The following is a 14,916-nucleotide window of genomic DNA, read 5'->3' on the forward strand; positions in this document are numbered from 1 at the left end:
TTTGCTTCGGAAAGTTTCAGATTATATTTTCAACCATTAATAAATTTCAGGAGCAAATCAGGTGTTTACTTCGACCTTACTCGCTGCTGCAACCACACCCCTGGAATGGAGTCCAACAGTTGGTCTGATTATAATTCTCGCTAATATCGTTGCGATCGCCTTTGGCAAATCTAGCATCAAGTATCCCAATGCAGAACCAGCACTACCTTCACCCAATTTATTTGGTGGTTTTGGTTTACCTGCCCTTTTAGCAACTACTGCCTTTGGTCATATCTTAGGCGTGGGCGTTGTCTTAGGGCTGCATAACCTGGGAAGAATTTAGGCTTTTACCCAAGTTAGCCTTTATTTTAGTGATTCTTTTGTCTCCAGCTTTGAGCCAGAGAGTTAGTTCTCTGGCTCTTTTTTATACAAATTCTCCTGAGAGATCGAGGTTTGTTGAAGAATAATTCAGAATCAAGAGACCCGCGACTGAATTGTTGCACCACCAAATTTTAAATTTTCACGCAACCCAGACACAGAAAGCAATTCCCAATCCAAAATCTAAAATCTAAAATTCAAAATGGTATAAGCAGCCTAAAAATTACTAAAAAAGGTGGGCTGTTTGCCCACCGGATGATTAGGATTTTTTTAGGATATGCCAACAATCTCTTTGCTCAAAATCAATCTATACCCTAAGAGTGACTTTCTAGCGGATTAGCAATGTATTTGAATGTTGGCTCAGAATTCCAAGGGCCACGCTCGTCTTTACCATCGCCGTTTGTCGATAGGTTGTAGTAGAGAGCAACAGTGTCATCAGGCTTAATATTACCAAAGAATGGATCTGTCAATTTACCCAGTGAATCTAGAGCTTTCATAAACATCTGAGTATGAGAAATTTCTCGTGTTAACAGATGGACTAAAGTCTCTTGAGTTCCTTTATCGGTTGCCAACTTGATCAATGATTCGTAAGTCTGACGGGCACCGGCTTCTGCTGCAACGTTAGCTCTTAAATCACGTACCACGTCTCCACCCTCATTCAAGTAACTTGCAGTCCAAGCAGTACCCTGGCTATCTAGAAAATGAGGCCCAATCCCTCGGACTGCAAAGAGAGTACTCTTATAAGCCTCTGTTTGATCGACATTTTTGGTATGAGCCTCGATGAGTTTACCAACCATTTCTAAATGGCTGAATTCCTCAATGGCGATGTCTTGAAGCATATCTTTAATGCCAGCATTTTCGACATGGAATGATTGAACCCAATATTGAAGTGCTGCACTAAGTTCGCCAGTAGCTCCGCCAAACTGCTCTAGTAACAACTGAGCAAAACGAGGGTTTGCTTCACTAACGTTAACTGCATGAATAGGCTCTTTCTTGTGAAAAAACATAGATTTACACTTCCCAAAATTTAGTGTTCCAGAATGGATCGACTTATCTTTTAGTCTTTTTCCAGAGAGAGCTAATTTGATGTTTAATAGCTTCTTCAACTGGTGAGATAAAAGACTGAATAAAGTACAGTAGTTATCTCAGGTTTGATGACTGCAAATTAATGATTAGGCATTGCTGCTTCTTCTGATTAATCCCCATAGATAAATAGCAACAATTGCGCCAAGCACAGCTACTAAAATACCAGGAAGAGTTAAACCAGTACCAGCCGCAGTAATTTGTAGAGTTCCTATTCGTAACAAGGTAAATAGAGTTCCACCAACGAAAGCACCAATGATACCCAAAATCATTGTGGAAAGGATTCCGCCACCTTGATAACCAGGATAAATAGCTTTAGCAATCGCACCTGCCAAAATTCCTAAAACTATCCAAGCAATAATACTCATAACTGCCTCAACAAGCTCACCTGTGTCTAAGTTATCAACTCTGATTTCAAATTCTTTCTACCAGATGGGGTAAATGCTAAATCCAAAAGTTAGACAAAAGAGTTTATATCCAAAGAACTTAGATCCCCGACTTCTTAAAGAAGTCGGGGATCTGGGCAGCACAATTTACAGAAATGATATCAAATAGCGCGGGAAAATTTTGTCTCTCGCGTTCTTGTATGAGTATCAAAGATGACGGCAATATTTCTTACTAGTAATCTCCCGATGTCTGTAATCTGGATCTGATTTTTAGATAAACTGACTAGTCCATCGGCTTCTAGTGGTTTTAACGCCTCTAGTTCCTCAGAGAAATATTTATCAAAACTGATATGATATTTGTTTTCAATGTCTTGCTTATGAAGCTGAAAGTGAGACATTATGCCCATAATCACATCCCGTCTGATGATATCGTTCTGAGTAAGTTTAATACCTTTACTAACAGGTAATGCACCCACTGCAAGTGTCTGATAATAATCCTTTAATTCTTTGTGGTTTTGGGCATAAGCATCTTCTAGCATACTGATGGATGTAGCCCCAAAACCAAACAATTCTGTTTCAGCGTGGGTAGTGTAGCCCTGGAAATTACGCTTGAGAGTGCCATTGCGTTGAGCGATCGCTAGTTCATCATTAGTTTTAGCAAAATGATCCATCCCAATAAATAGATATTCGTTATTCGTCAATTCTTCAATGGTCATTTTCAGAATCTCTAACTTTTCCTCGGCTGGGGGTAGCGCTTCTTGAGGAATATTTTTTTGTGTTGGTTTGAGCCACGGCACATAAGCAAAGTTAAAGACTACAATTCTGTCAGGATCTAATTCAATCGTCTTTTTCAGCGTCTCTTGAAATGTCTCGCGAGTTTGATAAGGTAAACCATAGATTAGGTCTACATTCACACTTTCAAACTTAGCTTCTTTGATCCAACTCATGACATCAAAGAGCATTTCTTCTGGCTGGACACGATTTACAGCTACTTGAACTTGGCGATTAAAATCCTGAATGCCAAAACTAATGCGGTTAAAGCCAATCTGTCTCAGAAAGAAAATGTAGTTTTTATCGATATAGCGGGGATTAATCTCAATTGAGATTTCTGCTTGGGGGTCGATGTTGAAATAGCGATTGATGTTTTTCCATAAAAATTCTACTTGGTGAGGTTCTAAGTAATTAGGAGTACCACCTCCCCAATGGATTTGTAACACTTTTCTATCTGGATCTATTAAAGCTGCGGTGTTTTTGATGTCTTGAGCCAAAGACTCTACATAAGGTTTAGCAATATTTTTGTTGTTGGAAATTACTGTATTACAGCCGCAGAAGTAGCAAGCACTTTGGCAGAAGGGGATATGGAAATACAAAGAAAGAGGGGTTTTGCGTTGATTCGAGGCTGCGATCGCGGCCTTAAAATCAGTTTCAGTGAATGTTTCGCTTAACTCTGTAGCGGGCGGGTAACTGGTATATCTAGGTGCGCGAGTGTCGTACTTTTGAATCAGATCCAGATCAAACTTGACACCAGGTAATAGAAAAACCATTGAGTTGCTTTCCAATGAATGAGGGGGGATTGGGGATTGGGGATTGGGGACTGGGGATTGGGGACTGGGAACTAGGGATTGGGGACTGGGGACTGGGGAGAATTATTGAACAAGTTTCTTTCTAATGCCCAATGCCCAATGCCCAATTCCCAATTCCCAATAAAAATTAATTAGTCGCAGCTACTTCAGTACTACCTGAATTCCGAGAACGAGTGAGGCTATTAAACAGGACTTGACCGAGTGCTTTAATTAAATTTCCCTCTAACTCTTGAGCCATTTGTAAATTGAACCCAAAGGCATTATTGGCTTCTGCAACAATCCGTTCTGCTGTTATATCATCAACGGGTAATGCATTTAATGCCTGACGATACTTATCCTTAAATGCCTTTTTGTCAGGAATTTGCTCAAAGTTGTAAAAGGATGTGCCTTCATAGCCAGAAAGTTTCAGGGCTGACTGAGCAACTTTTTGTAGCATTTGACCCCCAGAAAGATCGCCCATGTAGCGAGTATACGCATGACCTAACAGTAAGGCTGGTTCACTAGCAGAAATTTCCCGAATGCGGCTAATATATGTCTGGGCAGCTGGTGAGGCTGTAACTCGCTCTCTCCAATTATCCCCATAATAAAACACCATATCTTTTTCGAGCGAGGATTGGCGATTAAGTTCAGGAAAGTAAACTGCACTAATTACAGGATGCTTTACATGGCTTTCTAATGCCGCTTCTAGTTCACTGTAGACGTAATACAAGTTGCTTAAGAACTTGGCAAAGCAGTCTTTATCCACAACTCCTTGCAAAAAACATTTCATGAATGCCACATTTTCCGCTGATGTATGGGCTTGTTGAGTTCCAGAGCGGAGTTTGATGGCTAGATTGCTACTCATTGTTGCTTCCTTCGTGTTCAAGCGCAAGGTTTTTCGGCAGTCACCGATTCACGATACCTGCCAAGGCCAGCTAAAAAATTGTTATTTTAGGTTTAGAGAGGATCTGCATTACTCTATCCAGCAAGTACCACTGCCGATACAAATCCCAGCTATTTTTATCTCTCCTAAAAGTATTTAACTATTAATTTATATATAACTATGAAGATATTAATATTTATTTATGTTTTATGATGCTCATATTTAGGCACATTTAACAATCATAAAGATTGCAAATCTCAAAGATTATTAAAGCTTATCTGGAAAAGCGATCGCCTATATCCCAATACGGTTCAGTTAGCGCCAAAAACCCCTCAGATGCGTAGGTTGGGTGGAGGAACGAAACCCAACATTTTCGCGGGTTTGTTGGGTTTCACTTCGTTCCACCCAACCTGCGATTATCCTTAACTGAACCGTATTGGCCTATATCCCACCCAATCGCAACCAAAATAAAACATCAAAACCCTTGAGTTCACAATTTACTCTACCACTATGCAACTAAAAATCTCACAGAATATCTGCCAACTTTACCAGCAAACTATTTGCTAAATCTGTATCAACACTATTTTCTTCACTAACTAACAAGTGTCTCACAGCAGATAATCTGTCATGGTTTTCAGAAATTCTCCAAGATTCTTCTAAATTTACTGCAAAATCAAACAGCGATCGCTCTCCTAAGTGCTGTCTTACTTTCACTGCTACACTATCATTACTTACCAAAAATTCTTTGATAGTATTTAATTGAAAATTACCCAATATTTCGTCATGTCCCCACGTTTCTAGCCAGTCTCCATCTACATCTTCAACGTAAATATTGACAAAATCAACCCCATAAGTTAACCAGTTCTGCTGCATTTGTCGCGCTGTTGCTAAAGCTTCAGCAAATGTATCTACTTGATTGTTGCAGTGAGTTTCTCTTTTGTTAGGCATAAAAGCTCTAATTAGCACGTAAGTATGTAGGCTAGAACACAAATCTGAAATATCAAATTCCTGAAATTTCACTAAAATTTTAAATATTTGCCACCAGAAAGGTAATCACTGTTATACAGGGCCACGTTGACTAACTGGTTTACAAAATTAGCATCCTTCGGATTGTAGCTTAAGAACAACCCTCTCTCGATTTCCCACGATCGCAGTGTATTTTGCCAAGCTTCGTACTTTTGGTGATTAAGTTCTTCACTAACACTTGTAACTTGAATGCACAGTGGTTGATTATTACGACTAACAATCAAATCTGTTGCCATAGAAAGGTCGGCAATATAACGCTGCCAAAAACTACCTTCTCGCTGAACTATATCTTGGGCTATTGATCTAATGATATCATTATCGACCTGATTAAATTCGCCTGCCATCAATTTTTGTTTCCAAATATAAAACTTGGAGTCACTTGCATTGATCCATCTAGGAAAGAGATAACCATACCAATATCTCTCAATCGGCGTCATTAGCTCGAACTTTGCTTTTTGTTCTTCTGAAGGTAATGATTTGATGATCAGCCATATTGTAGAATCTGTAATCACCTCTAGCAGAAAGGCAATGACAAAGGGTTTTGCAGTCAGGGAACCTGGTTTGATGTTCTTTACCCAACGATTGATTTCATCTAATCTTCTCGCTAAATTCTGATCTACCGAGGAGGCTTGCAGGGTAAGGGAATTTAGCTTATCCTTAATCTCTTGTGCTTGCAAACGATGCCCTACTTTCAGAAGATTACGCTTTTTTTACACACTTTCAACTAAATCTTAACCCAAAAATGTCTTTAGTTAATTTCTTGATGTCATTAAATATTCTCTAGGTCGATGCCCTGTGTACGTAAAACCTCCCGCAGTCGAGCAATTTCTTGCTCTGCTTGTTGGGCACGTTCTTCTGCTTGTTGGGCACGCTCTTCTGCCTGTTGGGCACGTAAACGTTCTTGTTGGGCCAATTCCTCTGATGATAGTATTAATTGATTTTCAGTAGTGAAGAATCTTAATTTACCTTCATAAACTCCCAAATAAAGTTCTAACTGCTGACTCCACAAACGTCCATCAGTGGTTACTTGGATTTCTTGATACTTACCATCAACTAAATGAAATCCCTGAAGTTCGGTTGTTACAGGGTCAAACCAGAAATAATCTGGTGTACGGAAGGTATCTTGGTAAACTTGTTTTTTTAAACCTTTATCAACTGCTGTTGTTGAACTTGACAATATTTCCACAATCAGGTTTGGATATTTGCCATCTTCTTGCCAAACTACCCAACTCTTACGGTCTTTTTTCTGGGTTCCCAAAACTACAAAAAAGTCTGGGCCACGGAAATACTCTGATTTTTTCTGGTTAGGACTATAGTAAATTGTCAAATTGCCAGAAGCATAAAAATCTTGCCGTTCTCGCCACCATAATTTAAGTAGGCGAATCAGCAAATCGATTTGTTCTCGGTGTAGGTCACTTTCCAAGGGTGGTTCGTCACTCAGTATATCGCCAGGAGGAAAAATCACTTCCTCCTCTGAAATATTATCAGAGATGAGTTCTAGGGTAGCAGGTTCAGACATCAGCGATCGCTCCGCAATTTCGGTTCATTTTACTGAAAAGTCGGTAACTTACAGATAGCTTTGAAAACTTGTAATAACTCGATTGCACCGGGAGATTCATTCAGACTTAATAATGGCATCAACTGATAAGTTGGCTGCACGTCACGTTTTAAATAAACAAATTGATAACGCAGTCCGTTAGTTACCAAACCCCAAACTGATGGTTGTTGGTCTAAACTCTTAAAAGCATAAGTTAGTAATTGAGGTAAACCCTCACCTACTTCAACCGCGCTGTTTTTAGTTTCAATCACTACAACCCAAAAAGGCGGTGCAATCATACTTTGAGGATTGTTGATTGCTAAAATATCCATCCGCCCGGTAATTCTTCTATCTTCATCTTCCACTGCGATCGCAATGCTATCTTCCATTGTCAACCGAATCGGCACATCGTAAAATCCAGCTAGGCGCATTAGTGGCGCGATGGTTATAAATTTAACCAAACCTTCAGAAATTTTACCAAACCTCAGATAACGACGGAAGTCGTTGCTAATTCGCAATAAATCCTGCTGTTCAAACTCTGTCAACGGTTCTAAATTTAAGAAGTCTGTAAACAAACCAGTTGAAAGCTCTTCTAGTTTGAGAAACCGATGAACATCATTGAGAGACAAGCTGCTAGCTTCAACGGTAAGCGTCATAATTTCAGGCTTTGTTTGTCAAGACTACTTACAATATTGCAACATTCCCAGTAGATAGGTTGCAAAACGTGTTTACATTTCTTGATCGCGTGCTTTTGGTAGATGAAAATGAATGTAAACTAAATTACTCGGCAATTTACACCCAGCTGAACGAAAATCTAAACCCTATATAGCACAACTGGGCTAAGAATAGTTTTTAGTAACAATCGCGATCGCATTCATAACTAACCATGTCTCAACCAACCATAGAATCAATCCTACAAGAGAATCGCCTCTTTCATCCTACCTCGGAATTTTCGCAGAATGCCCATATCAAGAGCCTGGATGACTATCAGCGTCTCTACGCTAAAGCTAAAGCCGATCCGCAGCGATTTTGGGCAGATTTGGCTGGAACGGAATTAGAATGGTTCCAAAAATGGGATACGGTGCTGGACTGGCAACCACCTTTTGCTAAGTGGTTTGTCGGTGGTAAGATTAATATTTCTTATAACTGTCTTGACAGACATCTCACAACCTGGCGCAAAAATAAGGCTGCATTGATTTGGGAAGGAGAACCAGGTGATTCGCGTACTCTTACATACTCCCAACTGCATCGGGAAGTTTGCCAGTTCGCCAATGTATTGAAGCAACTGGGTGTACAAAAAGGCGATCGCGTTGGTATCTATATGCCAATGATTCCCGAAGCAGCGATCGCAATGTTAGCCTGTGCCAGAATTGGCGCACCCCATAGTGTGGTATTTGGTGGTTTTAGTGCTGAAGCTTTGCGCGATCGCTTAATTGATGTTCAAGCTAAACTAGTAGTTACGGCTGATGGTGGTTGGCGCAAAGATGCGATCGTTCCTCTCAAAGAACAGGTAGACAAAGCCTTAGCTGATGGTGCTGTTCCTAGTGTCGAAAACGTCCTAGTTGTCAAGCGCACCGGACAAGAAACTGATATGCAGTTGGGCGGACGCGATCATTGGTGGCATGATTTGCAAAAAGATGCATCAGCAGATTGTCCTGCCGAGCCGATGGACAGTGAAGATATGCTGTTTGTCCTCTACACTTCTGGCAGCACCGGCAAACCGAAGGGCGTAGTACATACAACTGCTGGTTATAATTTGTATAGTCATATTACCACCAAATGGATATTCGACCTGCAAGACACCGATGTATATTGGTGTACTGCCGATGTCGGTTGGATTACCGGACACAGCTACATTGTTTACGGTCCCCTTTCCAACGGTGCAACCACGGTGATGTATGAAGGTGCGCCCCGTACTTCAAATCCTGGTTGTTTCTGGGATGTAATTGAAAAATACGGCGTTAATATTTTTTATACTGCACCTACGGCAATTCGGGCATTTATTAAGATGGGCGAACAACATCCCAACGCGCGAAACTTGTCTTCATTGCGTTTGTTGGGAACCGTCGGCGAACCAATTAACCCGGAAGCTTGGATGTGGTATCACAAAGTAATTGGTGGCGATCGCTGTCCAATTGTGGATACTTGGTGGCAAACGGAGACAGGCGGTATCATGATTACACCACTACCAGGGGCAATTCCCACTAAACCAGGTTCCGCAACTCTTCCCTTCCCTGGAATTATTGCAGATGTCGTAGATTTAGAAGGAAACACCGTACCCAATAACGAAGGCGGTTATCTAGCAGTGCGACATCCTTGGCCAGGAATGATGCGGACAGTCTACGGCGATCCAGAACGCTTCCGCCGCACCTATTGGGAACACATTCCGCCTAAAGACGGTAACTATACTTACTTTGCTGGTGATGGCGCGAGAGTTGATGAAGACGGCTACTTCTGGGTAATGGGTCGTGTGGATGATGTACTGAATGTCTCAGGACACCGACTTGGTACAATGGAAGTAGAATCAGCCTTAGTTTCCCATCCAGCAGTTGCAGAAGCGGCGGTAGTGGGTAAACCTGATGAACTTAAGGGCGAAGAAGTAGTTGCTTTTGTGACTCTAGAAGGCACTTATCAGGGAAGTGAAGAACTGATTAAAGAACTCAAACTGCACGTTGTCAAAGAAATAGGTGCGATCGCACGTCCGGGAGAAATTCGCTTTACAGACGCTTTACCCAAAACGCGATCGGGTAAGATTATGCGGCGCTTATTGCGGAATCTAGCCGCAGGGGAAGAGGTATCTGGTGATACTTCCACATTGGAAGATCGGGGTGTGTTGGATAAGTTACGGGAAGGCGCATAGAAATTTTAGATTTTGGATTGGCATTTCCTATATTGGAGATGCCTTTCTATGACGCTCAAAACATGGTGTGTTATACATCGCTATCAAAGACATCCTAGTATCAATAATGCCACCAAGAGATAGCATTCACAATATAGTCAAACAAGCAATTATTAAAGATGGTTGGAAAATAACTGACGATCCTTATGTTATTTCTTACGGGGAAAGATTCTTATTTATAGATTTGGCTGCTACTTTAGCATCAACACTAAATCAAGCTCAAGGAAGTTTTATCGGTGCAACAAAAGAAAATCAGCGAATAGCAATTGAAATAAAAGATTTTCGGGGTCAATCTGTTATTGCTGATTTAGAACAAGCGCTTGGACAATATACACTCTATCAGCTTTTACTCAGTAGAATAGAACCAGAGCGAGAACTATATTTGGCAATTACAGATACTATCTATAGCAATATTTTCAATGAACCAATTGGCGAACTAGTAATTACAGAAATGCCACTGAAATTAATCATCATCAATTTAAAAACAGTAGAGGTAATACAATGGATACCAGTACGACCTATCGAGAAATAGTCAAGCAGATAATTATACAATATTCTAAACTTCGTCCCTCGCATGGAGATATTCGACTTGACCCAATCTTTGATGAAACACACGATAGGTATGCTTTGATGCAAGTGGGTTGGGATAGAGGACGGCGAGTCCGAGGAAATCTAATTTATGTCACGCTACAAAATGGCAAGATTTATATTGAATATGACGGCATAGAACACGGCATAATCCAAGATTTGATAGTGATGGGGGTTTCTCCAGCAGATATTATTTTAGCTTTTCTGCCTGAATCAGAGCTAGCTGCTAGCGCAGGAAAACTCTAAATTACGATTTCCATTGTCAGTGTATAGGCGATCGCGCTTAGAAGATGTTTTAAAAGTATTTGGCGAATAGAATGAGACCTTATGTCCACCTTTCCTGCGGAACGCTACGCGAACGTGGACTAAGAAAAATTAAGGGTTTTTAACCTGCGTAGGCAGGTTTTGTCCGTGTAGCCGCGACTTCTAGTCGCCAAGGCTAGCTCATTTCAGTTGTAGGCGTTACATGCTAACACGCCACATTTTATAATGGAGATAAGAACATTATCGAGGCGTTGAGGGCGATGAAGCTGAAGAGCAAACTAAAATCAGCATTTGTTCAACCTTTTAGCTGCATGATGCTGAGTATTCTCGCTGTAATGGGGATATCACCATTAGTTTTAGCGGTTCCTGCAATAGTTTCGTTGCATACGCCAGAACAGGATACATACAAAGAACTACAAAAACGAGAAAAATTTTCAGGTACAGATTCACCAGAGCGATCGCAGCTGCTACAAGAAGCTAATGCTTTATATAATCAGGGAGACTTCAAAGACGCAGAGGAAAGTTTACGTAAATTCATTAAAAAATTCCCAGAAGATGCCTTTGGACACTTTCAACTGGGAAATGCGCTTTTTCAGCAAAAGAAATCAGAAGAAGCAATTAGCGTTTATCGAGAAGCCATTCGCCTCCAGCCAAAATATGCTCTAGCTTACAATGCGATCGGGATGGCTTACGCTAGCCAAAGTCGCTGGGAAGAAGCCATTACTGAATATAAAAAAGCTTTGGAAATTAATCCTAATTATGGGGAGGCACTGACTAACTTTGCACTGGCAATGTGGCAAACAAATAAAAAAGATGAGGCGCTATCTTCTTTAGAAAAAGCTTTAAATATTTTCAAAGAACAGAATAGAGTTGAAAAAGTTAACCAAGTCGAAAGGATTTTGCGAGAAATTAAAACTGCTGATAAACCTAGTGTTTCATGAAAATCATATTATTTAGAGTTGCTGCGATCGGCTTTAAGGATGATTTAGAAAAACGGCGTCGGATACGATTGTAAAATTTGGCTACTAGGTAAAAGGTATCCCGTTTTTATCGTAAATTAAAGGGTTTAAGAACCTGCAATCTACATGTAGCAACCATTTCAGTCGGGGTTTGTCTTGAGAAATCGCTCCACTTGGGATGCATCCCAAGACCGCGTTTCTCGCTAAATCCCCGTATCAAATTTCTTTAATTTTGAATTTTGTTAGCGAGTTTGCGTTCGCGTAGCGTCTCGTAGAGAGCGTCATTTTGAATTTTGAATTGTTAATCTTGTGGGGTGGGTTTTCTAAGCCGCCCTTTTAAAAACATCGAAATAAAATAATTGTAATGGATGAAATCTTTCTGTTTTAGTACCTTAGTAGTTTTATCAAACATTTTAACCTATAGAACAAGTCTAATGAGCCACACCCCCACCTGTTGGCTTCACTTTTTTGAGGAATAAAACGGCAATGCCACTGAGTAAGAGCGCAATACCAATAAAGTAGAAACAATCATTAAAAGCTAGCACAAATGCTTCCCGACGGACTATATTTGATATAGATGCGATCGCTTGATTGTGAGCGGTATTTAAATCTGCACCTCCCCTGATAAAATACTGGGTCATTTGGTCAATTCGCTGTTGAGTTTCTGGGTTATATAAAGATACTCCATCACCCAATCTATTCGAGTGAAATTGCTCTCTATTAGTTAATAAAGTTGCTAAAGATGCAATTCCGATAGAACCGCCCATATTCCGCATCATATTAAATAAACCACTCGCTGAACCTGCTTCTTTTGGATTCAAACCAGCAGTGGCAATAGAACTAAGTGGTACCATAATTAGGGGTTGTCCCATAGCTCGCACAAATTGCGACCATCGTAATTGTTCTAATCCAGTTTGATTAGTCATTCCAGAGTTCATAAATGCACTGATGGAAAACAAAGTCACACCAAGAGCTACCATTAAACGCACATCAATGCGTTGCATTAATCTGGGTATGAGAGGAATAATAAACAGTTGGGGAATACCAGCCCAAATCAATACTTCGCCAATTTGCAGCGCATTGTATTGTTGAATTTGAGCAAGATACAGAGGTAAAATATAAATTGAGCCATACAATCCTATCCCTAGTGAGACATTAACAATACTGGCTAAACCAAAGTTACGCCGCAGTAAAAGTCGCAAATTAATAAATGGTTGTTTACGAGTTAGTTCTATTAAAAAGAATAGCGTTATAAAAATTACTGCTAGTATGCTTAAACGCACAATCAATGCTGAACTAAACCAATCTTTGCGGCTACCTTCTTCTAAAACAACTTGCAGGGAACCTAGTCCAATTGCCATCGCAATAATTCCCCACCAATCACCTTGTTTCAGTAAATTAATTTGGGGTAGTTCTTGCTTAATTCCATACCAAACGCCAGCTAGCATTAATCCCCCTGGGATTACATTTATATAAAAGTTGTATTCCCAACCAAAATTTTCTGTTAACCACCCTCCTATTGTCGGGCCAATTGAAGGTGCAAAAACTGCACTAAACCCAAATGCAGCCAGTCCAATTGATTGCTTAGATTGGGGTAAAGTCGTTAAAACAACTGTCATAGCGGTGGGAATTAACACTCCTCCACTAAAGCCTTGTAAGGCGCGGAATAAAATCATGGAATTGAGATTCCACGACCAAGCACAGCAGGTAGAAAAGAAAATAAATAGTACAGTATTTACTAACAGATAACGCCGCAGAGAAAATACCCGTGATAACCATCCTGTTAGAGGAATTACCACAATTTCTGCTACAAGATAGGCTGTAGAAATCCAAGAACCTTCTTCTAGAGTCGCTCCTAAACTTGCTTGAATATCTTGCAGCGAAGCATTAGTTATTTGAATATCTAATACTGCCATAAATGCACCAAGCATACTAGCTAATACACCAATCCAGGTTCTTAGTGGTACACGCTCTGGAGGTGCTTGTTGATGAATTACACCAGTATTCGTCATAGTGTTCTTCCTGTTTCCAAATTCAGTAGTAAAAAATCTCTTATTAAATCTTATCTTTCTTTCTGATGGCTAAATTAAAATATTAATACTAGATCAAAGCTCATTATAGAGGTTCTCCCTTGGATGCAGGTTTTGACCTCTATCCGAGGCGGAGAGAGGCTTTGAAACGCTACTTTAACAGGCGTTGCATCCATAAGGAAAATTGATGTAAAACTAACCAGACAATAAAGACTTAATTTCTCCCTGGATATTGCCACGGGCACATGGTTCGGCGAACTCTGACATTAAAGGCGTAAAGTAGATATGCGATCGCCTTAAAAATCCTTCTAAAACCTGCTGACGACCTCTGATATAATCTTCTTCTGCCACCCAGGCATATTCCTGGCGAATGGCACGGGTGTATTCTCGATACTGCACTGGGTCAGTAGCCAAAATCCCTAAATCTGCATCAAGTAAAACTTGGCTATCATAATCATTCACCGCAGCTTGATGGTCTTTAGTGTTCAGAATCAGACGGGTGACAGTACTAATGATAGTTTCTGGAATACCCAAATTACTCAGCAATTCAGAAGCATAGTCTGCACTTCGTTCTTCATTATCTTGAGCTTGAGAGTCATACACTACATCGTGAAACCAGGCAGCTAGTTGAACAGCTGGTAAGTTATTGGTGTAGCCTTGCAAAATCTGAATTGTGCTGAGGATGCGATCAATGTGTTTCAGTGTATGGTAGTAGCGACCAGGAGTAGAGTAAGCTGCAACCAAAGGATTAAAGGCTTTATCAGCCGCTACCTGGTCAACGCCAAAGGGTTGGAGTGTGTGTTGCCAGTTAGAAAATAAAATATGCGTGAGGTTTTCTGTAAGCATAAGTTGACGCTCTTAGTATGACTGAGCTAATCTCTTGTGTTGCAACATCTGTCTATCAAATTAGAAATAGATCAACAAAAGGATAACATTTGTTATTGAATTGGGCATTGGGAAAGAGGAGGCAGGGGCAGGGGGCAGAGGGCAGGGGGAAGAAGGTAGGAGGCAGAAATTCTTTAATTTTGAATTTTGTTATTAGCGCAGGTTAGCGAGTCCGCGTACCCTTACAGGGAAGCAAGCTACGCTTTTAGCGTCTCGTAGAAAGCGTCATTTTGAATTTTGAATTGAATTCCCCACTCCCTACTAAGGGAACTCCAAGAAATAAATTATCCAATATTGTGGGGTGGGCATCTTGCCCGCCATATCGACTGGGCGGGCGAGACACCCACCCCACAGGGGTTAATTGGATATTTTTTTATTTGGAAGTCCCTAAATATGACGTGAATTCGATTAAACCTCTCCCTGGTTTTACTACGCAAAACCGTCCCTCTCGGAGTCG

Annotated in this window: 15 protein-coding genes; 5 read left to right on the plus strand and 10 right to left on the minus strand. The window is 40.6% G+C overall.

Translation table 11 applies throughout. The annotated features are described in order from the left end of the window. Positions 1-61 precede the first annotated feature (61 nt). The gene (gene psaK, locus V7K76_RS01625; RefSeq protein ID WP_179063993.1) at positions 62-322 is read left to right on the plus strand and encodes a photosystem I reaction center subunit PsaK; all 261 of its coding nucleotides are present in this window, start codon (positions 62-64) and stop codon (positions 320-322) included. A 349-nt stretch (positions 323-671) separates the two neighbouring features. On the opposite strand, the gene V7K76_RS01630 is transcribed toward psaK, so the two are convergent. From V7K76_RS01630 to V7K76_RS01665, 8 genes are all read right to left on the minus strand, one after another. Then, positions 672-1,364, minus strand: a complete 693-nt coding sequence (locus tag V7K76_RS01630; protein WP_179063992.1) for a manganese catalase family protein — start codon at positions 1,362-1,364, stop codon at positions 672-674. Between the two features lie 165 nt (positions 1,365-1,529). Next, complete coding sequence (locus tag V7K76_RS01635; protein ID WP_334779364.1) at positions 1,530-1,808, minus strand: GlsB/YeaQ/YmgE family stress response membrane protein; 279 nt, start codon at positions 1,806-1,808, stop codon at positions 1,530-1,532. Positions 1,809-1,987: 179 nt separating this feature from the next. Next, on the minus strand, positions 1,988-3,370 hold the full coding sequence (hemN, locus tag V7K76_RS01640; RefSeq protein ID WP_334779363.1) for an oxygen-independent coproporphyrinogen III oxidase: 1,383 nt from the start codon (positions 3,368-3,370) through the stop codon (positions 1,988-1,990). 166 nt (positions 3,371-3,536) lie between these two features. Beyond that, a complete protein-coding gene (locus V7K76_RS01645; protein WP_334779362.1) occupies positions 3,537-4,253 on the minus strand; it encodes a biliverdin-producing heme oxygenase in 717 nt (238 codons plus the stop codon). Between the two features lie 543 nt (positions 4,254-4,796). Then, the gene (locus tag V7K76_RS01650; RefSeq protein ID WP_334779361.1) at positions 4,797-5,219 is read right to left on the minus strand and encodes a hypothetical protein; all 423 of its coding nucleotides are present in this window, start codon (positions 5,217-5,219) and stop codon (positions 4,797-4,799) included. A gap of 71 nt (positions 5,220-5,290) precedes the next feature. Continuing rightward, positions 5,291-5,974, minus strand: coding sequence for a hypothetical protein (locus tag V7K76_RS01655; RefSeq protein ID WP_334779360.1), 684 nt, complete (start codon positions 5,972-5,974; stop codon positions 5,291-5,293). Positions 5,975-6,066: 92 nt separating this feature from the next. After that, positions 6,067-6,816 (minus strand): Uma2 family endonuclease, encoded by a 750-nt coding sequence (locus tag V7K76_RS01660; protein WP_334779359.1) that lies wholly within the window; start codon positions 6,814-6,816, stop codon positions 6,067-6,069. 29 nt (positions 6,817-6,845) lie between these two features. Continuing rightward, positions 6,846-7,490: a restriction endonuclease subunit R gene (locus tag V7K76_RS01665; RefSeq protein ID WP_334779358.1), complete on the minus strand. Its 645-nt coding sequence runs from the start codon at positions 7,488-7,490 to the stop codon at positions 6,846-6,848. A 230-nt stretch (positions 7,491-7,720) separates the two neighbouring features. On the opposite strand from V7K76_RS01665, the gene acs reads away from it, so the two are divergent. From acs to V7K76_RS01685, 4 genes are all read left to right on the plus strand, one after another. Further along, on the plus strand, positions 7,721-9,694 hold the full coding sequence (acs, locus tag V7K76_RS01670) for an acetate--CoA ligase (protein WP_334779357.1): 1,974 nt from the start codon (positions 7,721-7,723) through the stop codon (positions 9,692-9,694). Positions 9,695-9,800: 106 nt separating this feature from the next. Further along, the gene (locus tag V7K76_RS01675; RefSeq protein ID WP_334779356.1) at positions 9,801-10,265 is read left to right on the plus strand and encodes a XisH family protein; all 465 of its coding nucleotides are present in this window, start codon (positions 9,801-9,803) and stop codon (positions 10,263-10,265) included. Next, a complete protein-coding gene (locus V7K76_RS01680) occupies positions 10,235-10,567 on the plus strand; it encodes a XisI protein (protein ID WP_334779355.1) in 333 nt (110 codons plus the stop codon). The genes V7K76_RS01675 and V7K76_RS01680 overlap by 31 nt, the downstream gene beginning before the upstream one ends. A gap of 278 nt (positions 10,568-10,845) precedes the next feature. Next, entirely contained in the window at positions 10,846-11,526 is a 681-nt protein-coding gene (locus V7K76_RS01685; protein ID WP_334779354.1) for a tetratricopeptide repeat protein, read from the plus strand. A 449-nt stretch (positions 11,527-11,975) separates the two neighbouring features. Here the strand turns inward: V7K76_RS01685 and V7K76_RS01690 are convergent, their stop codons facing one another. Beyond that, positions 11,976-13,556, minus strand: coding sequence for a DHA2 family efflux MFS transporter permease subunit (locus V7K76_RS01690; RefSeq protein ID WP_334779353.1), 1,581 nt, complete (start codon positions 13,554-13,556; stop codon positions 11,976-11,978). A gap of 213 nt (positions 13,557-13,769) precedes the next feature. Then, positions 13,770-14,420, minus strand: coding sequence for an HD domain-containing protein (locus V7K76_RS01695; RefSeq protein ID WP_334779352.1), 651 nt, complete (start codon positions 14,418-14,420; stop codon positions 13,770-13,772). Between the last annotated feature and the right edge of the window lie 496 nt (positions 14,421-14,916).

Source organism: Nostoc sp. (assembly GCF_036917975.1).
GTDB lineage: Bacteria > Cyanobacteriota > Cyanobacteriia > Cyanobacteriales > Nostocaceae > Nostoc.

Coding starts and splice junctions, on each gene's coding strand:
- V7K76_RS01695 (WP_334779352.1), bottom strand. CDS start 14,420: ATGCTTACAGAAAACCTCACGCATATTTTATTTTCTAACTGGCAACAC.
- V7K76_RS01660 (WP_334779359.1), bottom strand. CDS start 6,816: ATGTCTGAACCTGCTACCCTAGAACTCATCTCTGATAATATTTCAGAG.
- V7K76_RS01630 (WP_179063992.1), bottom strand. CDS start 1,364: ATGTTTTTTCACAAGAAAGAGCCTATTCATGCAGTTAACGTTAGTGAA.
- V7K76_RS01650 (WP_334779361.1), bottom strand. CDS start 5,219: ATGCCTAACAAAAGAGAAACTCACTGCAACAATCAAGTAGATACATTT.
- V7K76_RS01675 (WP_334779356.1), top strand. CDS start 9,801: ATGCCACCAAGAGATAGCATTCACAATATAGTCAAACAAGCAATTATT.
- V7K76_RS01690 (WP_334779353.1), bottom strand. CDS start 13,556: ATGACGAATACTGGTGTAATTCATCAACAAGCACCTCCAGAGCGTGTA.
- V7K76_RS01665 (WP_334779358.1), bottom strand. CDS start 7,490: ATGACGCTTACCGTTGAAGCTAGCAGCTTGTCTCTCAATGATGTTCAT.
- V7K76_RS01685 (WP_334779354.1), top strand. CDS start 10,846: ATGAAGCTGAAGAGCAAACTAAAATCAGCATTTGTTCAACCTTTTAGC.
- V7K76_RS01680 (WP_334779355.1), top strand. CDS start 10,235: ATGGATACCAGTACGACCTATCGAGAAATAGTCAAGCAGATAATTATA.
- V7K76_RS01645 (WP_334779362.1), bottom strand. CDS start 4,253: ATGAGTAGCAATCTAGCCATCAAACTCCGCTCTGGAACTCAACAAGCC.
- acs (WP_334779357.1), top strand. CDS start 7,721: ATGTCTCAACCAACCATAGAATCAATCCTACAAGAGAATCGCCTCTTT.
- hemN (WP_334779363.1), bottom strand. CDS start 3,370: ATGGTTTTTCTATTACCTGGTGTCAAGTTTGATCTGGATCTGATTCAA.
- V7K76_RS01635 (WP_334779364.1), bottom strand. CDS start 1,808: ATGAGTATTATTGCTTGGATAGTTTTAGGAATTTTGGCAGGTGCGATT.